Origin of the sequence: Escherichia sp. Marseille-Q3837 (genome assembly GCF_916618735.1) — a bacterium.
GTDB lineage: Bacteria > Pseudomonadota > Gammaproteobacteria > Enterobacterales > Enterobacteriaceae > Escherichia > Escherichia ruysiae.
In genome coordinates this window covers 2,853,603-2,872,772 of the sequence record NZ_CAKAKC010000001.1, presented here as the reverse complement: position 1 = coordinate 2,872,772, position 19,170 = coordinate 2,853,603, and the positions used below count along the sequence as shown (strand labels likewise).

The following is a 19,170-nucleotide window of genomic DNA, read 5'->3' as shown; positions in this document are numbered from 1 at the left end:
ATCCCTGTTGGGTGCCAGAATTAACTCTGGCACCCAATGTGACCTCTTAATGCAAGCAGCACTGCTTAAATTTCTTACCACTACCGCACGGGCAAGGATCGTTACGACCCGGTTTTTCTTCTGCTTTTATCGGTTGCTGAACAGGCTTTTCCTGCTGATGAGCCATCCAGTAAGCATGCAAATCAAGTGCCGCCAGTCGAATGGCATCCACACTCTCATCAAACGCTTCCGGCGACAGCTTCTCTACCCGCTCGAAGTTTTCTTCCGTACCGTGCAGCGCAATCGCCTCAAGCGCCGGTTTTAAGGATTCAGGCAATGCCGACCAGTCAGAGAGAGCAACGCCACGCATATAGCCAAAGCACCACTCCTCAACAATCGTCAGCTCACTACCATCAACCTCTCGCAGACCAAATAACGGCTCAAACTGTTCAGGAAATTCGTTCAGACGCTCTGCGGTATCGGCCATATGTTGAAAAGCCAGGTTCATAAAGCGCGTCATCTCTTTTTCTGACGCCCAGCGCGGTACATAGTCCGCCCCACCCCAGACGGCCACCAACCACTGTTCTGGTTCAATTTCTTGCGGAGAACTCAACACCGCCGTCAATAAACCGTCCAGCTCAGCTACATCAAGGATGGCGTGGTCTGTGTTGTATTTGGTCAGGATATCATCCAGCCATTCCAACTCACTTTCGTTCAACGGTCCCGTTTTCATACGCTTTTCCTTGTGGATCTCGACTCGCCAGCGTCTATCTTACATGTCGGTCTGGCATAGAGATACTTTTTGAGTGGATTACCCAGTGATTAAAAATAAGAGGGGTATAACGATAAGTGGCAGATACAAAAAAACCACCCGAAGGTGGTTTCACGACACTGCTTATTGCTTTGATTTTATTCTTATCTTTCCCATGGTACCCGGAGCGGGACTTGAACCCGCACAGCGCGAACGCCGAGGGATTTTAAATCCCTTGTGTCTACCGATTCCACCATCCGGGCTCGGGAAAAAAGTGGAGGCGCGTTCCGGAGTCGAACCGGACTAGACGGATTTGCAATCCGCTACATAACCGCTTTGTTAACGCGCCAAATTCTTCAGGCTTTTCAGCCAGACACCCGCTTAAGCCGGTGTCTTTTAAACTGGAGCGGGAAACGAGACTCGAACTCGCGACCCCGACCTTGGCAAGGTCGTGCTCTACCAACTGAGCTATTCCCGCATTCATCAAGCAATCAGCTAATCACTTGATTTTATTATCGTCTGGCAATCAGTGCCGCCGTTCGATGCGTTGCATTCTACTTACCTGACGCGATGAGTCAACGATATTTTTCACCACTTTTGATCGTTTGCTGAATTTTGCGCCGAAACGATCACTGATCAAGCAAATCTGCGCGAGCTGCGCTCAAATATTGCAACATAGACCACAGAGTCAGTACCGCAGCCACAAAGAAAAGTGCAATACCAGCGTACTCAACCCAAATGTTCGGACGCCATAACAGCCAGGCCAGCGCCACCATTTGGGCAGTCGTTTTTACTTTACCAATCCAGGACACGGCCACACTGCTGCGTTTACCGAGTTCAGCCATCCATTCACGTAGAGCAGAAATAATAATTTCACGGGCGATCATCGTTGCCGCTGGCAAAGTGACCCACCAGCTATGGTAATGCTCAGTTACCAGCACCATGGCAATGGCAACCAGCACTTTATCTGCTACTGGATCAAGGAAAGCGCCAAAACGGGTACTCTGATTCCAGCGACGCGCCAGAAAACCATCGAACCAGTCAGTTACCGCCGCAACGCAGAAAATGAGCGCGGCAGCAAACGGCGACCAGGTGACAGGCAGATAAAAGACCAATACAAAGAATGGGATAAGGATGACACGGAACAGTGTGAGCAACGTAGGGATATTAAATTGCATAATGACGGGTAACTATCTGTTGTCAGTAAGATTACCCCTATGTTGCTACAGAGACATCAATGTTTCAACGACCAGAAGATCTTTTCTGCCAGACCTTGCGAAATACCCGGCACTTTTGCAATTTCCTCAACGCTGGCGTTACGTAAACCTTGCAAACCGCCCATATATTTCAACAACATTTGCCGACGTTTTGGTCCAACGCCTTCGATGGTTTCCAGCGTGCTGGTATTTTTGACTTTTGCGCGTTTTTTGCGATGCCCACCAATCGCGTGATCGTGTGATTCATCGCGGATATGCTGGATGACATGCAGCGCCGGTGAATCTGGCGGCAGACTGAAGCCCTCACCTTCAGGTTCGAAGAACAACGTTTCCAGCCCAGCCTTACGATCGGCTCCTTTCGCCACGCCAAGCAGCAGCGGATGGTTTTTATCCCATGAGACATCCAGCTCGGCGAAGACATTTTTCGCCTGCGCAAGCTGGCCTTTGCCGCCATCAATCAGGATCACGTCCGGAATCTTACTGTCGTCGATGGCTTTACCGTAACGCCGACGCAGCACCTGATTCATTGCCGCATAATCATCACCAGGCGTAATGCCGGTAATGTTATAGCGCCGATACTCCGCACGCAGCGGGCCGTTAGCATCGAACACCACACACGAAGCGACCGTTTGTTCACCCATGGTATGGCTGATGTCAAAACACTCCATCCGCTTCACTTCCGGCAATTTCAACACGCTTGCAAGCGCGGTCAGACGCTGGTGAACCGTAGATTGCTGCGAAAGTTTGGTCGTTAAGGCCGTCGCCGCATTGGTGCGCGCCAGCTTCAGATAACGTGCCCGATCGCCACGCGGTTTAGTCTGAACGTTAATCTTGCGCCCTGCCAGTTCTGAAAGGGAATCGGCGAGCAGCGTTTTATCGCTAAGATTAAAGTCGAGCAGGATCTCACCCGGCAAAGTGCGCATCTGGCTGCCCTGTAAATAGAACTGACCGACAAAGGTTTCCACCACTTCGCCCAGCTCCGTACCGCCAGGTACTTTCGGGAAATAACTACGGCTACCGAGCACCTTGCCCTGACGAATAAACAAGACGTGGACACAAGCCATGCCCGCATCGAAAGCGACGCCAATAACGTCAAGGTCATCACCTGTATTGGAGACAAACTGTTTTTCGGTTACGCGTCGCACCGCCTGGATTTGGTCGCGAATACGTGCCGCTTCTTCAAACTCCAGATTCTGGCTGGCTGTTTCCATGCGACCGATCAGTTGAGTAAGCACCTGATCGTCCTTACCGGATAAAAACAGGCGCACATACTCTACCTGCTGGGCGTACTCTTCTTCACTCACCAGACCCTCAACGCACGGTCCCAGACAGCGCCCTATCTGATATTGCAGACACGGACGCGAGCGGTTGCGATAAACGCTATTTTCACACTGGCGAATCGGGAAAATCTTTTGTAGCAGCGCCAGGGTTTCACGCACGGCATAGCCGTTTGGGAACGGGCCGAAATATTCACCTTTGGCGTGCTTTGCACCGCGATGCATAGCCAGACGCGGATGGGTATCGCCGCTAAGAAAAATAAAAGGATAAGATTTATCATCGCGTAACAGAACGTTGTAACGCGGCTGATAGAGTTTGATGTAGTTGTGTTCCAGCAGCAGAGCTTCGGTTTCGGTATGGGTAACCGTCACATCAATTTGCTGGATCTGGGCAACCAACGCTTCGGTTTTGCGCGAAGCGAGGTTGCTACGGAAATAGCTGGAAAGCCGTTTTTTCAGGTCTTTCGCTTTGCCGACATAGATAACCGTACCACCAGCATCATACATGCGATAAACGCCAGGCTGGCTGGTTACGGTTTTTAAAAACGCTTTTGCGTCAAACTGAACACTCACTGACTTGTTAATGTCTCCGCATTACACAGACCATGGCGAATTGCCAGGTGAGTCAGCTCAACATCGCCATGAATGTTTAATTTACTGAACATACGGTAGCGATAGCTGTTCACCGTTTTCGGGCTGAGATTAAGCTGTTCTGAGATCTCATTGACCTTTTGGCCTTTGGTAATCATCAGCATAATCTGCAATTCACGTTCAGACAAACTGGCAAATGGGCTTTCTGTTTTTTCTGGTTCGATCTGGCTTAATGCCATTTGTTGAGCAATGTCAGAAGCAATATAACGCTGCCCCGAATAGACAGAGCGAATCGCACTCACAACTTCCTGCGGAGCCGCACCTTTGCTGAGATAGCCCGCAGCACCGGCCTGCATGACTTTCGCTGGTAAAGGGTTTTCAGTATGAACCGTAAGCATGATGATTTTGACATCTGCTGTCGAGCGAGCGATTTTACGCGTCGCCTCAAGACCGCCAATGCCAGGCATACTCATGTCCATTAGCACGACGTCAACGGTGTTTGCCCGGCACCACTTAACGGCGTCTTCACCGCAGGATGCCTCACCGACGACTTTAATACCCTTTATATCTTCCAGAATGCGTCGTATCCCTGCGCGCACCAGTTCGTGGTCATCAACAAGTAGAACGTTGATCAAAGGAATATCTCCAGAAATAGGGATAACGCTACTGATAGTTAGTCATTCGTATATTAGCGGTTTTTATTGCAACTTTGAAACGTTAAAAATGGTGGGTATTCGATTTTTCTCTCGTTTTTGTAAATTCGATTGTCCAGAGTTATCGTCACGTCCGTCATCAAAGGTTTGCCAGCGCGTTTCGCAGTAAGGCCAACGACGAAATGTGACAAAAATTGACTTTATTCAGCATAAATGAAAAATCAGCGGCATGAATATGTAACATGAATTAACCCGAACAATACGCGCGAAAAACATTCATGATAAAAATATTTATTGCGCGTTATATTCCCTGTTTTATTACTATTGCTGATATCGTGCGCAAAAAACAACCACTGCTATTTTTAGCAAAGCTTATGGTATACTCCGCCGCCTTAACATTTTTCACCGCAAATTTTCATTGCAACATGACGAGGAAAATAAATGAGTACGCCTGATTTTTCTACTGCCGAGAATAATCAAGAACTGGCAAATGAAGTCTCCTGCCTGAAAGCGATGCTGACGCTGATGCTGCAGGCGATGGGACAAGCTGACGCGGGTCGCGTGATGTTAAAGATGGAAAAACAGCTTGCGCTGATCGAAGACGAAACCCAGGCTGCGGTATTTTCCAAAACGGTTAAGCAAATTAAACAAGCCTACCGTCAGTAATATAAAACCGGCTGAAAGCGCACCTTTCAGCCGGTTTGGCATCTTTCATGCCCAATGTAATAGATATCATATTAAGCCAGTTGCGGCTGCGTAGCAGGCAACCTGCGTCTTATTCGGTGCATTGATTTTTTTCTGCATATTTTTCTGATGAAAATTGACAGTATTCTCAGAGATTGACAGGATCATCGCTATCTCTGCTGACGTTTTACCTTCTGCGGTCCATTTCAGAATTTCTTTTTCCCGCTTGCTGAAATTCATCTCTGGCGTCATCACTATGTCATCATTTAAACGTATCAACGCCATCAGACTTTCACGCACCAATAGCTGCATTTTTAATTGCAGTTCATCACTAAGAATGGGTATTTCACGCGTACTGCTACGGGAAAAGGACAAAAACCCCAACGCCCGATTCGGCAGCATTAAATACTGAGTGACGCCACGGCGTAAACCATGCGCACGTGCGGCTTCCCATAACGGCTGTGCTTCGTTGAATAACTCATCATTCCACAATAAATGCCCCTGACTGAAGTTTTCAGGGTTAAGCACAGGATCAATGGCGAGAAAGTTGTTGGCCTGATAATAACTGACCCATGACTCCGGATAATTGGTGTAGAAAGCCACTTTCGGTCGCGTGAATGGCACCGGGTGGCGCACACATAATGAATAAAAATCGAACTCCAGTTGGTAAGTCTGATGCTCTATTTCATGGTAGACCTCTTCTGCGGCCTCCATCCTCTGAAAACGCAACAACATCGTGCGACGCCAGCTGAAAAAATCCGTATCCTGCATAGTTAACCGCAACGCCCCTGAGAGTGAGTATCATTTATACTGATAACTCAAACTATCACATAAATAAGATTTATATATAATTTATATTATTCAGACAATGAATTACTTTTGCAAGACATAGCATTCTCTTATGTTATTAATAAGTTATGCTGATTTATTAGGCGATTCATGCGGCCAGGAATGCGTTTTCGCCCCGGGTAAAAAGCTGCCGGGGCTGATTTTTTCTTATCTTATTGCAACAGAAACTTCTCAAGGAACTGGCGTGTGCGGGGATGCTGAGGATCGGCAAATAAGGTTTTTGCAGGGCCCTGCTCTACTATCCGCCCTTGATCCATAAAGATCGCGCGGTCAGCAACGTCACGGGCAAAGCTCATTTCGTGCGTCACAATCACCATGGTGCGCTTTTCATGTGCCAACTGGCGTATGGTATTCAGGACTTCCCCCACCAGCTCCGGGTCCAGCGCCGAAGTGGGTTCGTCAAACAAAATGACTTCCGGGCGCATCGCCAGCGCACGCGCAATCGCCACACGTTGCTGTTGACCGCCGGACAAACGACGCGGATAGCTGGTCTCTTTCCCTTCCAGTCCAACTTTTGCCAGCAGCTCGCGAGCGCGCGCCGTGGCCTCCTCCTTCGGTTCGCCTTTAACGATCACCGGCCCTTCAATAATGTTTTCCAGCACTGTGCGATGCGGAAACAGATTAAAATTCTGAAAGACAAATCCGACATGCTGGCGCAACTGGCGAATCAGCGATTTTTGCTGGCTTAACGAACGCGCAGTATCAATAGTGATATCCCCAACGGTGATGCTCCCCGCCTCCGGTTGCTCCAGCAAATTTATGCTGCGTAGCAACGTGGTTTTGCCGGAGCCACTCGGGCCGATAATCGCCACGACTTCGCCAGTTTTGACCTCCAGATCGATACCGTGCAGTACCGTCTGACCGTGGAATTTTTTCACCAGGTTTTTAACTTCAATGGCACTCATTTTGGTTCTCTCTCCTGGCGGTTAAGTTGATTCTCAAAATGGTTCTGTAGCGTCGATAACACTGTCGCCATAATCCAGTAGATGAGCGAAGCCGCCAGATACATGGTGAAAACTTCCAGCGTGCGCGAGGTAATCAACTGCGCCTGACGAAACAGTTCCGGCACCTGAATCGTCGCTGCCAGCGAGGTATCTTTTACCAGGCTGATAAAGCTGTTCGACAGCGGCGGCAGCGCCACCCGAGCCGCCTGCGGCAAAATGGCGCGACGCATAGTTTGCCACGGCGTCATGCCAATACTGGCGGCGGCTTCCCACTGACCTTTATCAATAGATGAAATGGCGGCACGCAGCGTTTCGGCAGCATAGGCAGCGGTGTTCAGTGACAGGCCAATCATCGCCGACGGAATCGGATCTAGTTCAATGCCAAACTGCGGTAGGCCGTAGTAGATCATAAACAGTTGCGCGATGAGCGGCGTACCGCGAAAAATGGAAATGTAAAAACGCGCCAGCCAGCGCACGAGCCAGAGTGGCGACAGGCGCATCAGCGCGAGAATGAATCCCAGCAGTAAGCCAAAAAACATGCCGCCGATGCTGAGTTGCAGCGTATACCCAGCCCCTTTAAGCAGGAACGGCAAAGAATCAATAACCAGTTGTATACTTTCTTGCATGAGCGTTTCCGGGGCTAGACGTGAGGATGATAGGCGAACAGCGCAGGCGCGCCGCCAGTATGAATAAACAGAATCGGCCCTTCGTCTTTGAAGCGTTTCTGACTGATGCCATCCATCAGCCCCGCCATCGCTTTTCCGGTATACACAGGATCAAGCAGAATGCCTTCCAGCCGCGCCAACAGTTTCACCGCTTCCATGCCTTCGTCGTTCGGCACGCCGTAGCCAGGCGCAAAATAGTCATCCCAGAGTAAAATTTCCGCTGATGCGCTCAGTTCCAGTTCTTTCGCGATTGCCTGTTGTAGGTTAACCACTTTTGGCAACTGGTCAGCAACGGAACGTGACACGGTCACGCCAATCAGTTCGCTTTCTGGCATTAGTTGTTCCAGTCCTACTGCCAGTCCAGCGTGAGTTCCGGCGCTGCCCGACGCCACCACCACCGAAGAAATATTAACCGCCCCTTCACACTGTTGCGCGATTTCCAGCGCGCTCTCCACATAGCCCAGCGCGCCTAAAGCATTAGAACCTCCAACCGGAATGACATACGGACGGAACCCTTGCGCTTCGACTCGCGTTGCCAGCTCTTCCAGTTGGGCATTGGGATCGGTCAGCGCGTCACACATTTCAATCTGGGTATTGAAGAGATCCAACAACAAGCGATTGCCGTTGGTTAAATAGTTTTCTGCGGATGTTCCGATAGGATTCTCCAGCAGCGCCACACAATGCAGCCCAAGTTTTGCGGCGACGGCGGCAGTCTGGCGCACGTGGTTAGACTGAATCGCTCCGGCGGTAATCAGAGTGTCGGCACCTTCACGCAGGGCGTCTGCCGCGAGAAACTCTAGTTTGCGTAATTTATTGCCGCCCATCGCCATCGGAGTGACGTCATCCCGTTTAATAAAAATTTCCCGCCCAAGATAATCAGAAAGACGCGGCAGATATTCGAGCGGCGTTGGTGTGCCGATAAACTCCAGCCGTGGGAAACGAGTTAAATTATGCAGTGGCATAAAAGCCTCCGGTATGTGTTGTTGTGATATTGTTATTATGCACGCAAAAAACGCTTAAATAAAAAAGGCGCTAATTAAAGCACCTTTTTTGTCATTATGCCCCGTCCAGAACAGCGTTGACACGTTTCTGGCTGTGATTTCACCCGATGGATGCAACATACTGGTTGAACCGCTCTGCGGGTGATTCATACTCTGGCGTTTTATCGGTCTTTCGTTGAGCGTCTGGCAACTGTAGTAGTCACGGATTCCGGGTGATGGCATGTAGTGCATTAATAGAATCAGGTTTGTGGTCCCGTGATACTGTTGAATGTCCGATGGATCATCAGGAACGTAACGGTGTAAAGGCTGCTTATATCCATAAAGCAGAACATCTGATGTCCCCTGGTTACGGGGATAACTTCTCCTGGCATCTTAGGTTGATCAAGCCTGTTATCAATACCCGTTCATTAATATGGTGATCATTATCTCTGCATTAATTATTATTTATATCCAGGTCTGTTTTTAGGATAAAAATATTATATTCCTTGACGATATTTTCAGGCACTTTTCTTATAAAAAAGCAAAGAAACACTCACTATCTAAAATTACACCAATCAATAAACAAACTAACATCCAGAAAACATTACAATTTCAAATTACTCGTCAAAAAAAACCAACCTGATTGCTTGAGATGGATTTTTTCTGTTTATTTGCAATAATGCTCGCATCGATCATTTGTATGATGATTAGATAATGTATATTATTTCCCATTGATATTTATACAGTCAAAACATTTAACCCACCATTCTTAAAAAAATTGGAGCTTTTGTGAAAATGAAAATTAATAAAAAAGAAAAATTTGATATCTATATAAAAAACAGAAAAACATTCGGCGTAACGCAAGAGGGAATGAAGACTACATTACTTTGCAGTCTTATATCTGCCACTCTGGCCATTCAGCCTGCTTTGGGAGCCAAAATGGAAGTTACTCTTTCTGAAGGAAACCCTGCAGAAATATCTGAAAATATCATTGGTGCTGATGTCTCGCATCACAGGCCAGATAATAATGATGATGGGGAAGCTGGTGAAGATGCTCTCATTGTTAATGTTGTACCTGGTTCGTTACAGGATGAAAATATCCTGACAATTAACAGCGGTACTCGCATTAGTGGCGGTGAAGGCGGATGGGCTGGTGATGATGATAATACGAAGATGGGTTCTGCAGGAGGCCAGGGCGGTACAGCCATTACTGGAAATAATTTTACTCTTGTTAATTCTGGTGATATTTCCGGTGGTAAGGGGGGTTGGGGAGGTTATGGTAATGGCGGAGGCGATGGAGGTGAAGCAGGTACCGCTATTTCCGGAGATGATCTTACCATTACGAACAACGGAAGCATTACAGGTGGCGATGGCGGTATGCCTGGAGCCAGTGGTTATGGCGATGAGAGCGGTGGTTTAACTGGGACTCCTGCTGTTGGTGGGATTGCCATATTTGGCAATAATCTTCAAATAAGCAATAACGGAAACATCACTGCCGGGCAAGGTAGTAGTGGTGCCTGGTGGGCGGTATGGGGATCTTCTGCCGGCAACGGAGGGAATGGAGGCACGGCTATATCCGGAAATAATATGGAGATAACAAATAATAATCACATTACAGGTGGCCAGGGGGGGGATGGTGCTCGCGGTGGTGAAGGTAGTGTCGAATTTACTACCGATCAAAATATTAATGGGAGTACCGGTGGTAGTGGTGGTATTGGAGGGTCTGCTATATATGGTAATAATATTAAGATAAATAATACGGGAGATATAACTGGCGGACTGGGGGGCACTGGTGGTGAAGGAGGTAGTGGTGATACAGATGAATATGATCCCACTGATTCATTGCCCCTTGGCACTGGTGGTACTGGTGGGATTGGTGGTACTGGTGGGATTGCCATATCTGGAAATAATATGGAAATAAATAATTATGGAAATATTATTGGTGGAAATGGCGGCACTGGTGGTGATGGTGGCCAGCCCGGTGAAAATATGCATTCTGAAAATACTGGTAACGGTGGTGATGGTGGCAACGGAGGTAATGGTGGCACTGCTATATCCGGGAGTAATATTACGATAAATAATCATGGCGGAATTTTTTCTGGTAGTGGAGGAGAGGAAGGTAACGCTAACTTCTCCGGGGCTGGAGGTATATCGGGTAACAGAGGGCAAGATTGTGACACCGCAATATCTTTGAATGGTGGAACTAACTCGTTGAATCTCTACGCCGGTTCTACCATTCAAGGTGATATTGTTTTGAATAGTGCTGTAAATAATGCTGATGGTAATTCTCTGTCCATTACAAATAAAGACTCCGCCAGCTCTGAAATAAAAGGCAATCTTAGTGCGGGTACAGGTACACATGTTTCCGTTTCGGGAGCTGATGTCACCTTTAGCGGAAGTTCGGTATTTGACAGAGATTCATCGCTGAATATGAGCACAGGTTCCAGTCATTTAACTGCCAACAGTATTCAGTTCAATAACGGTGCAGTGCTTAATGTTGATACTGCCATGACAATATGGAAGAAAAATGAGTACGGCTTGTTGACGACCTCCGACGGCATAACAGGGCTCTCTGAAAATAATATTTATCAGCATAATAATCTACTGAGTGATGGTGCTGAAGACTATGTTTTAACATCACTTAGAGGTAACGGGCAGACAGTAAAAGAGGTCAGTTCTTCCCTGAAGTGGAATGACCCCTCAGGAAATGGATATGGCACGTTTGATCTGAGAAATGGCGCGGTGTTAGAGCTGAAGGTACGGCTTGCAGATAACAATGCTGCTCAGTTATCTCATGGCTGGGATGGAAAAACGCTGACCAAAGCCGGCGAAGGAACACTGATTCTGTCCTCCCAAAACACTTACACGGGTGTAACAGACATCCGTGGCGGCAATGTCCGCATGAACAGCAACAGTGCTCTGGGACAGACCAGCGAGATTCGCCTGGCAGCTGACACCATGCTGGATATGAACGGTCACAGCCAGATCGCAGGTAAACTGAACAGCGCAGCAGGTTCCATACTGAACATTAATAGCGGTAATCTGACCCTCACAGGTGGAGGCCTGTCTGCAGGCACCCTCATCGGCTCTGGCTCCCTGAACATCAGCGGTGGCGTGTTCGCTATTACTGGTTCCACCCGCGCCCTGAATGCCACCACCACTATCGCAGAAAAGGCAATGGTGAAGGTGCTTACTACTGACGGACTGGGAGCAGGCTCGGTTAACACTGCCGGCACACTGATTCTGGGCAAGGCTGATGCACCTGTCATGCTTGCTAACAGCCAGGTCACCATCGCTCAGCAGGGGACACTCTCTGGCTCTGGTGGTGTCGCCGGGAACGTAACCAACAGCGGTACTCTTGACCTGAGAGCCGATGCTCCGGGTAATGTACTGACGATCGGAGGTAACTATACCGGTAATAATGGCTTACTGCTCATGAACACCGCTCTGGGGAATGACAGCTCCGCAACAGACAAACTGGTTATTAAAGGCAATGCTTCCAGTCAGACCCGAGTGGTTGTTATAAATGCAGGTGGTACCGGAGCACAGACACTGAACGGTATTGAGTTGATTCATGTCGACGGAAATGCTGACAGTGCTGCATTTATTCAGGCCGGGCGTATTGCCGCCGGGGCTTATGACTACACGCTGGGACGTGGTCAGGGAAGCAACCGTGATAACTGGTATCTGACCAGTGGTAAAAACACTCCGTTCCTGCTGCGCGCTCTGAAAGCAATGCAACCCTCTGCCCCTGAACCTGCTCCGGGTGGTCATGACAACGACCTGCGTCCGGAAGCTGGCTCCTACACAGCGAACATTGCTGCAGCAAACACCATGTTCGTATCCCGTCTTTATGAACGCCAGGGGCCGATGCATTACACCGATGTGATTACCGGTGAGCAGAAAGAAACCAGCATGTGGATGCACCATGAAGGGGGACACAACCGCTGGCGTGACGGTACAGGCCAACTGAAAACACAGGGTAACCGTTACGTCCTGCAGATGGGCGGTGACCTGGCTCAGTGGAGCCGGAACAGCTCTGACCGCTGGCATCTGGGGGTTATGGCTGGTTACGGTAATGACCATAACAATACAGATTCTGTACGTACCGGATACAGTTCAAAAGGCAGTGTGAAAGGATACAACACAGGTCTGTATGCCACCTGGTATGCTAATGATGAGACACATAGCGGGGCTTATCTGGATAGCTGGGCACAGTACAGCTGGTTCGATAACGATGTGAAAGGTGACGGACTGCCGGGGGAATCCTGGAAATCAAAAGGTCTGACAGCCTCACTGGAAACCGGTTATGTCTGGAAAACCGGTGAGTTTACCGGCAGCCATGGCAGTCTGAACGAATGGTATGTCCAGCCTCAGGCTCAGGTTATCTGGATGGGCGTAAAAGCTGATGAGCACCGCGAACTCAATGGTACCCATGTTGAAAGCACCGGTGACGGTAACCTCCGTACCCGTCTGGGCGTGAAAACCTGGATTAAGGGGCACAACAGAATGGACGACAGCAAATCCCATGAGTTCTGTCCGTTCGTTGAGGTGAACTGGCTGCACAACACCCGTGATTTTGGCACCCGTATGAACGGTGTGACGGTACATCAGGACGGTGCCAGCAATACCGGAGAAGTAAAAACCGGTGTTGAGGGACTGATAAATGACCATCTGAACCTGTGGGGCAATGTGGGTGTACAGCTCGGTGACAAGGGATACAGTGACGCCTCTGCCATGCTGGGTGTGAAGTATACATTCTGAACCGGGTAGTGTAGTGGTCAGTAATACTGTTCAGCTCTTTATCAGTCAGTGCATGAGAGAAACGGGATAACCTGTTCAATGACCAATGGTTATGATTGCTACCAGAATGCGCTGGCTGAACGAATAAATGAGATCCTGAAAAATGAGTTTTACTCTCGCGTCCTACAAACCTGACGTAGACCTGGGAAATGGTAAAAAAATCCGTGACAATTTATAACCATGAGCGACCACACTTGGCACGGAAATACAAAACGCCCGATGGAGTTCATCAGGCGTTTTACAGACAGAAAACTGTCAACTTAAATCAGGACTAGTCATTATGCGATTATTTGGTCACATCAGCACCAAACCATTTTTCGGAAAGAGCTTGTAGAGTGCCGTCTTTTTGCATTTCTGCAATGGCATCGTTAACCGCTTTCAGCAGGTCTTCGTTACCTTTACGCAGCGCCACACCTGACTCCTGGCGGGAGAAGGCTTCGCCGGTTACTGCCAGCGTATCATTGGTTTTTTTCACCAAATCCAGCGCAGCCAGACGATCAACCAGGATGGCATCAATACGACCTACGCGCAGATCCTGATATTTGGTCGGATCATCATCATAGGTACGCACATCAACACCCTGAACATTCTGCCGCAGCCACTCTTCATAGTTAGTCCCCAGACCAACGCCAACTTTTTTACCTTTCAAATCGTCGGCGGTTTTAATGGTGCCTTCATTACCTTTTTTCACCAGCGCCTGAATACCGGAAATGGTGTACGGGGTAGAGAAATCGTATTTTTTCTTACGTTCATCAGAGATGGTGACCTGATTAATCACCACATCGATGCGCTTAGAATCCAGTGACGCCAGCATACCGTCCCACTTTGTCGGTTTTAATGCGGCTTCCACGCCCAGATGTTTTGCCAGTTGTTGCGCAAATTCCACCTCAAAACCGGTCAATTTACCGTCATCGCCCTGAAAGCTAAACGGCGGGTAAGTCCCTTCCAGTCCCACCAGCAAAGTGCCCCGCTCTTTCACTTTATTGAGCAGACCTTCGTCGGCAAAACTTTTCACGCTCATACCCGCAACCAGCGCCACGGCCATAACCCCCATCAGCGCCTGACGTCCCAGATGTACTAATTTCATATTCACCCCGAATGTTGTTATGTTGGTTTGCAGTGTAGAGCCATTGTTCGAAGACACAAAAACAACTCTGCTACATCTTATTCTTATTTAATATATATCAGAAGCTGACAGGCTGGGGGATTTCTGCGTAAGGTCACCACGGGTTTGCATCTGGTAGCACTGGTACTTACGTAATGCGATGCGATAATTATTGGTGCTGGTGGTGGGCAGCCAGGGAGCCAGGTTTTCATCAAGAAAACCATCCTGCAGCAGGTCGGAGGAAATATCGTGTTCGCTTAAATAATTACCCAAACGACGTAGACGTACCACATATTCACGCACAGTGCCGGGGCTCATTTCAGTATGATCAAAGAGAAACTGTTTAAAGCCGATAATATCAAAAAAATCACTCTGGGTTTTGCAATGTAAATCGCCGCAGAAACGGCATAATGCCGCCCATGATTTTTGTTCCTCAAACCAGCCATTTTCATCAAGCAGCGTATCAAGGCGAGATATCGCTATTTTATTCACTATCTTGCCATCGCGCACGAGAGTAATACGATCGAGTAATTTACGGCAATATGCGCAATGAGTCTGGCTATGTTTAAAGTCTTTAAGATAGCGGCTTAATGGCCGCCTTTTCTGGTGCTGCACCATTATTAAGAACTCCTGGTATTCAAAATTAATGTGCGGCATTTACCTAAGTTATAACTTACCCAGTTTGGTGCGTAACCGTTTAATAGCCTGGCTATGTAACTGACTGACCCGAGATTCACCGACTTCCAGCACTGCGCCAATCTCTTTGAGATTAAGCTCTTCCTGGTAATAGAGCGTTAATACCAACTGTTCGCGCTCCGGTAACATTTCGATGGCTTCCATCACCCGCTGACGCAAATTACCGTCCAGTAGTTGCTGCAATGGGTTATCCCGCTGATGATCGTCAGTAACCAGTTCAATGCTATCACCGTGCTCTTCGCGCCACTCATCATAGGAGAAAAGTTGGCTGTTATTCGTATCAAGCAACATTTGTCGATAGTCGGCGATTTCAATCCCTAAACGTTCTGCCACTTCAGTTTCTGTGGCATTGCGGCCAAGCTCCTGCTCCAGTTGCCCTATTGCCTGCGCCACTTCACGTGCATTGCGTCGCACGCTGCGCGGCACCCAGTCACGGCTGCGAAGTTCATCCAGCATAGCACCACGGATACGCTGCACTGCGTAAGTTGTAAATGCCGTTCCTTGCAGGGCATCATAACGTTCAACAGCATTAAGTAATCCAATGCCGCCTGCCTGTAGCAGATCGTCAAGTTCTACACTCGCGGGCAGTCGAACCTGCAGGCGCAATGCTTCGTGACGCACCAGCGGGATATAACGCTGCCACAGCGAATGTTTATCCATTACACCTTCAGCGGTATAGAGTGATTTCACGATAAACAGCCCTGCGTTATATAAATAATCGGCATAATTATCCGTTTCTGCAGGTTTTTTAATCGGACGATTAATGGGTGAAATAAGGGGTTATTTAGGGTAATCGGTAAATAACGAGCAGAATAACCCCGCCGGAGCGGGGTTAAGATAGCTGACAACGTCAGCCTCATCTTGCCGGATGCGGCGTAAACGCCTTATCCGACCTACGCGAATATGCAAATTTATTAATTGCGATTCACCTTTTAGGCATGATAAGCGCAGCGCATCAGGCAATTTGGCGTTTGCTGTCGTTATATTACGACGATTAACCCTGCAGCAGAGACAGAACTTGTTGCGGCACCTGGTTAGCCTTAGACAGCACAGAGTTACCCGCCTGCTGGATGATCTGCGCTTTCGACATGTTAGACACTTCGGTCGCATAGTCAGCGTCCTGAATACGGGACTGCGCTTCAGACAGATTGGTGGTGGTGTTGTTCAGGTTAGTGACCGCAGAATCCAGACGGTTTTGAACGGCACCGAGGGAGGAGCGGAATTTGTCAACAGAAGCAATCGCTTTGTCTAAAAGTGCCAGTGGATCAGCAGAAGAAGCCCCTGAGAACTGTGCAGTCGGAGTTGCTGTAGATAATTCAACAACAACCTTGTTCCCTGTGGCTGTTGCTGCAGTGTCGTCATCAAGCGCCGTTGCAACCGTTGTAGCGTAGTTTTTACCCTGGAATGTTACATATCCCGCAGCCGCGCCTTTAGAGTCGGCGGCAACTTTAATCAGTTGATCTTTCTGAGTAGCAGCAGTCGTTAGTCCATTATCGGTGTCTTTGTATTCGACATCGGCTTTATTCAACGTGACTTTACCGTCTGCATGATTAATCGACGCGGAGTAGAAATCACTGCCGGATTGAACGACGAACTGTGCAGTGGCAGCCCCTTTCGCATCCAGTGTATTGTGTAACGTCAGGCTAGAAACATCGACTGTTTTACCTGTCGCAGTAGTCAGATCTTTCGCAACAGCCGTGAAATCAACACCAACGGGTTCCGTTCCTGCATCACCCGTAATTTGAGTAATAGAACTGCTAACATTCAGCGACTGACCCGAAACGGAGAAACCATTCAATCCCAGCGTGGAAGAATCAATTTTCTGCAAATCGATAGAGATGGTCTGCCCATCATTCGCGCCAACCTGAATCTTCATGGAACCATTTTTTGCCAGCACGTTCACGCCGTTGAACTGGGTCTGACCGGAAACGCGGTCAATTTCATCCAGACGGGATTTGATTTCGTCCTGAATAGAAGACAGGTCAGAATCAGAGTTAGTGCCGGTCGTCGCCTGAACGGTCAACTCACGCACACGTTGCAAGTTGTTGTTGATTTCAGACAGTGCGCCTTCTGCGGTCTGCGCCAGAGAAATACCGTCGTTGGCGTTACGCGCGGCCTGAGTCAGGCCTTTAATGTTAGAGGTAAAGCGGTTAGCAATCGCCTGACCTGCGGCGTCATCTTTCGCGCTGTTAATACGCAGACCAGAAGAGAGGCGCTCGATAGAAGTCGACAGCGCAGACTGATTTTTGTTGATGTTGTTCTGAGTGATCAGCGAGAGGCTGTTGGTGTTAATGACTTGTGCCATAATTTTTATTCCTGTTTTTTAGCTCTACGGTTTAAGTATCGGGCTTCCACCCTTCGGCTTCGTCGCCGTCAACCCTGTTATCGTCTGGTCTCTCACAACCTTTAGAATTTTTTTCTAGCGGTCGAAATACTCCCCTTCCTCGTTGCTGTTCGTGTCATTAAGCCAAAAAATAAATCGTAAACTTTGCCCCGCTTACGCCGATAACCCCGGTATTCGTTCTACATGTCGCATGATTAAGGAATCAATATGGCTAGTATTTCAACGCTTGGGGTTGGGTCGGGGCTGGACTTAAGCAGCATCCTCGACAGTCTGGAGGCGGCAGAAAAATCTACCCTGACGCCGATATCAAAACAGCAAAGCTCTTACACCGCGAAACTGAGCGCCTACGGGACGCTGAAAAGCGCACTGGAGAGTTTCCAGACAGCCAACACAGCACTGAATAAAGCCGATTTATTTACCGCCACCTCAACCACCAGTAGTTCATCGGCTTTCAGCGCCACCACCACGGGCAGCGCGATTGCCGGGAAATACACCATTAGCGTCAGCCAACTGGCGCAGGCACAGACGCTGACCACCAAAAACAGTCAAAAAGACAGTAAAGCCGCCATCGCCACCAGCGATAGCGTACTGACCATCCAGCAAGGCGGCGGTAAAGATCCGGTCACGATTGATATCAGCGCGGCTAACTCGTCACTTTCCGGTATTCGCGATGCCATTAACAACGCCAAAGCTGGCGTCAGCGCCAGTATCATCAATGTAGGTAACGGCGAGTATCGTCTGTCCATCACCGCTAACGATACGGGCAGCAATAACGCGATGAAACTTAGCGTCAGCGGCGACAGCGCCCTGGAAAGTTTTATGGGTTACAACGGAACTTCAGGTGATAGCAGCAATGGCATGATTGAAAGCGTCACCGCGCAAAACGCCAAACTGACGGTCAATAACGTTGAGATTGAAAACAGCAGTAACACTATCAGCGACGCACTGGAAGATATCACCCTCAACCTGAATGACGTCACCACTGGTAATCAGACACTGACCATCAGTAAAGACACATCAAAAGCTGAAAATGCGGTTAAAGCGTGGGTGGATGCCTATAACACATTGCAGGATACGTTCAGCAGCTTAACCAAATACACCGCCGTCGATGCCGGCGCAGAAAGTCAGGACTCCAGCAATGGCGCATTACTCGGCGACTCCACACTGCGTACCATCCAGACTCAGCTTAAAACCTTGCTCGCCAATACCCACAGCAGTTCAAACTATAAAACGCTGGCACAGATTGGCATTACCAGCGATGCCAGTACCGGCAAGCTGGAAATCGCGACCGACAAGCTGCAAACGGCGCTGAAGAAAGATGCCGCTGGCGTCGGTGAAATGTTTATTGGTAACGGTAAAAGTACAGGGGTAACCACCGGCATTAGCAGCAATCTGACCAGTTGGCTCTCCTCCACCGGGATAATCCAGGCAGCAAAAGATGGCGTCAGCAAAACGCTGAACAATTTGACTGATCAGTACAACGCAGCCAGTGAACGTATCGATACCTTAATGGCGCGCTATAAAGCCCAGTTTACCCAATTAGATGTGTTAATGAACTCGCTGAACTCCACCAGTAGCTATCTGACACAGCAGTTCGATACCTCAAATAGCAGCTCGAAATAATCTTCAGGA

General features: G+C 48.7%; 16 protein-coding genes, 3 tRNA genes and 2 pseudogenes. 6 read left to right on the top strand and 15 right to left on the bottom strand.

Annotated features, from left to right (window positions below; genetic code table 11):
• Nucleotides 1–46: 46 nt before the first annotated feature.
• The 7 genes from yecA to uvrY all read right to left on the bottom strand — a co-directional run bounded on the left by yecA (nucleotide 47) and on the right by uvrY (nucleotide 4,450).
• Nucleotides 47–712, bottom strand: coding sequence for a UPF0149 family protein YecA (yecA, locus tag LG381_RS13700; protein WP_000847898.1), 666 nt, complete (start codon nucleotides 710–712; stop codon nucleotides 47–49).
• 194 nt (nucleotides 713–906) lie between these two features.
• Nucleotides 907–993: transfer RNA gene (locus LG381_RS13695), tRNA-Leu, on the bottom strand.
• Between the two features lie 12 nt (nucleotides 994–1,005).
• Nucleotides 1,006–1,079 (bottom strand) — tRNA-Cys (locus tag LG381_RS13690).
• A gap of 53 nt (nucleotides 1,080–1,132) precedes the next feature.
• Nucleotides 1,133–1,208 (bottom strand) — tRNA-Gly (locus LG381_RS13685).
• Between the two features lie 151 nt (nucleotides 1,209–1,359).
• Nucleotides 1,360–1,908: a CDP-diacylglycerol--glycerol-3-phosphate 3-phosphatidyltransferase gene (gene pgsA, locus LG381_RS13680; protein ID WP_001160187.1), complete on the bottom strand. Its 549-nt coding sequence runs from the start codon at nucleotides 1,906–1,908 to the stop codon at nucleotides 1,360–1,362.
• A gap of 56 nt (nucleotides 1,909–1,964) precedes the next feature.
• Nucleotides 1,965–3,797, bottom strand: coding sequence for an excinuclease ABC subunit UvrC (gene uvrC / locus LG381_RS13675; RefSeq protein WP_000116018.1), 1,833 nt, complete (start codon nucleotides 3,795–3,797; stop codon nucleotides 1,965–1,967).
• Nucleotides 3,794–4,450 carry a UvrY/SirA/GacA family response regulator transcription factor gene (gene uvrY, locus LG381_RS13670; RefSeq protein ID WP_000611331.1) on the bottom strand — a complete coding sequence of 219 codons (657 nt, stop codon included), beginning with the start codon at nucleotides 4,448–4,450 and terminating at the stop codon, nucleotides 3,794–3,796. Before uvrY ends, uvrC begins: the two co-directional genes overlap by 4 nt.
• A 296-nt stretch (nucleotides 4,451–4,746) precedes the next feature.
• On the opposite strand from uvrY, the gene LG381_RS13665 reads away from it, so the two are divergent.
• Together LG381_RS13665 and yecF are read left to right on the top strand one after the other, a co-directional pair.
• Nucleotides 4,747–4,923, top strand: a complete 177-nt coding sequence (locus LG381_RS13665; protein ID WP_032155896.1) for a hypothetical protein — start codon at nucleotides 4,747–4,749, stop codon at nucleotides 4,921–4,923.
• Nucleotides 4,910–5,134, top strand: coding sequence for a DUF2594 family protein YecF (gene yecF, locus LG381_RS13660; RefSeq protein ID WP_000106474.1), 225 nt, complete (start codon nucleotides 4,910–4,912; stop codon nucleotides 5,132–5,134). Before LG381_RS13665 ends, yecF begins: the two co-directional genes overlap by 14 nt.
• Before the next feature lie 66 nt (nucleotides 5,135–5,200).
• Here yecF and sdiA read toward each other — a convergent pair whose 3' ends face one another.
• The 4 genes from sdiA to dcyD all read right to left on the bottom strand — a co-directional run bounded on the left by sdiA (nucleotide 5,201) and on the right by dcyD (nucleotide 8,572).
• A complete protein-coding gene (gene sdiA, locus LG381_RS13655) occupies nucleotides 5,201–5,923 on the bottom strand; it encodes a transcriptional regulator SdiA (protein ID WP_225762544.1) in 723 nt (240 codons plus the stop codon).
• A gap of 230 nt (nucleotides 5,924–6,153) precedes the next feature.
• A complete protein-coding gene (tcyN, locus tag LG381_RS13650) occupies nucleotides 6,154–6,906 on the bottom strand; it encodes an L-cystine ABC transporter ATP-binding protein TcyN (protein ID WP_137325895.1) in 753 nt (250 codons plus the stop codon).
• Complete coding sequence (tcyL, locus tag LG381_RS13645; RefSeq protein WP_032225570.1) at nucleotides 6,903–7,571, bottom strand: cystine ABC transporter permease; 669 nt, start codon at nucleotides 7,569–7,571, stop codon at nucleotides 6,903–6,905. The genes tcyN and tcyL overlap by 4 nt, the downstream gene beginning before the upstream one ends.
• A gap of 14 nt (nucleotides 7,572–7,585) precedes the next feature.
• On the bottom strand, nucleotides 7,586–8,572 hold the full coding sequence (gene dcyD / locus LG381_RS13640) for a D-cysteine desulfhydrase (RefSeq protein ID WP_225762543.1): 987 nt from the start codon (nucleotides 8,570–8,572) through the stop codon (nucleotides 7,586–7,588).
• 239 nt (nucleotides 8,573–8,811) lie between these two features.
• Here dcyD and LG381_RS13635 point away from each other — a divergent pair.
• The 3 genes and pseudogenes from LG381_RS13635 to LG381_RS13625 all read left to right on the top strand — a co-directional run.
• Nucleotides 8,812–8,943, top strand: a pseudogene (locus LG381_RS13635) (integrase); the annotation flags it as partial.
• 442 nt (nucleotides 8,944–9,385) lie between these two features.
• Nucleotides 9,386–13,354, top strand: a complete 3,969-nt coding sequence (locus tag LG381_RS13630) for an autotransporter outer membrane beta-barrel domain-containing protein (protein ID WP_225762986.1) — start codon at nucleotides 9,386–9,388, stop codon at nucleotides 13,352–13,354.
• 24 nt (nucleotides 13,355–13,378) lie between these two features.
• Nucleotides 13,379–13,668 (top strand): annotated as a pseudogene (locus LG381_RS13625) (integrase core domain-containing protein); the annotation flags it as partial.
• An 11-nt stretch (nucleotides 13,669–13,679) separates the two neighbouring features.
• On the opposite strand, the gene tcyJ reads toward LG381_RS13625, so the two are convergent.
• From tcyJ to LG381_RS13605, 4 genes are all read right to left on the bottom strand, one after another.
• Nucleotides 13,680–14,480, bottom strand: a complete 801-nt coding sequence (gene tcyJ / locus LG381_RS13620; RefSeq protein WP_000779810.1) for a cystine ABC transporter substrate-binding protein — start codon at nucleotides 14,478–14,480, stop codon at nucleotides 13,680–13,682.
• 87 nt (nucleotides 14,481–14,567) lie between these two features.
• Entirely contained in the window at nucleotides 14,568–15,119 is a 552-nt protein-coding gene (fliZ, locus tag LG381_RS13615) for a flagella biosynthesis regulatory protein FliZ (protein WP_024165180.1), read from the bottom strand.
• 45 nt (nucleotides 15,120–15,164) lie between these two features.
• Entirely contained in the window at nucleotides 15,165–15,884 is a 720-nt protein-coding gene (gene fliA, locus LG381_RS13610) for an RNA polymerase sigma factor FliA (RefSeq protein WP_000839543.1), read from the bottom strand.
• A 304-nt stretch (nucleotides 15,885–16,188) separates the two neighbouring features.
• Nucleotides 16,189–17,499: a FliC/FljB family flagellin gene (locus tag LG381_RS13605; RefSeq protein ID WP_000079765.1), complete on the bottom strand. Its 1,311-nt coding sequence runs from the start codon at nucleotides 17,497–17,499 to the stop codon at nucleotides 16,189–16,191.
• Between the two features lie 246 nt (nucleotides 17,500–17,745).
• Between LG381_RS13605 and fliD the strand changes: the two genes are divergently transcribed.
• Complete coding sequence (gene fliD, locus LG381_RS13600) at nucleotides 17,746–19,161, top strand: flagellar filament capping protein FliD (RefSeq protein ID WP_225762542.1); 1,416 nt, start codon at nucleotides 17,746–17,748, stop codon at nucleotides 19,159–19,161.
• Nucleotides 19,162–19,170 lie beyond the last annotated feature (9 nt).

Coding starts and splice junctions, on each gene's coding strand:
- LG381_RS13630 (WP_225762986.1), top strand. CDS start 9,386: ATGAAAATTAATAAAAAAGAAAAATTTGATATCTATATAAAAAACAGA.
- tcyN (WP_137325895.1), bottom strand. CDS start 6,906: ATGAGTGCCATTGAAGTTAAAAACCTGGTGAAAAAATTCCACGGTCAG.
- tcyJ (WP_000779810.1), bottom strand. CDS start 14,480: ATGAAATTAGTACATCTGGGACGTCAGGCGCTGATGGGGGTTATGGCC.
- yecF (WP_000106474.1), top strand. CDS start 4,910: ATGAGTACGCCTGATTTTTCTACTGCCGAGAATAATCAAGAACTGGCA.
- sdiA (WP_225762544.1), bottom strand. CDS start 5,923: ATGCAGGATACGGATTTTTTCAGCTGGCGTCGCACGATGTTGTTGCGT.
- fliD (WP_225762542.1), top strand. CDS start 17,746: ATGGCTAGTATTTCAACGCTTGGGGTTGGGTCGGGGCTGGACTTAAGC.
- dcyD (WP_225762543.1), bottom strand. CDS start 8,572: ATGCCACTGCATAATTTAACTCGTTTCCCACGGCTGGAGTTTATCGGC.
- LG381_RS13605 (WP_000079765.1), bottom strand. CDS start 17,499: ATGGCACAAGTCATTAACACCAACAGCCTCTCGCTGATCACTCAGAAC.
- tcyL (WP_032225570.1), bottom strand. CDS start 7,571: ATGCAAGAAAGTATACAACTGGTTATTGATTCTTTGCCGTTCCTGCTT.
- pgsA (WP_001160187.1), bottom strand. CDS start 1,908: ATGCAATTTAATATCCCTACGTTGCTCACACTGTTCCGTGTCATCCTT.
- yecA (WP_000847898.1), bottom strand. CDS start 712: ATGAAAACGGGACCGTTGAACGAAAGTGAGTTGGAATGGCTGGATGAT.
- LG381_RS13665 (WP_032155896.1), top strand. CDS start 4,747: ATGATAAAAATATTTATTGCGCGTTATATTCCCTGTTTTATTACTATT.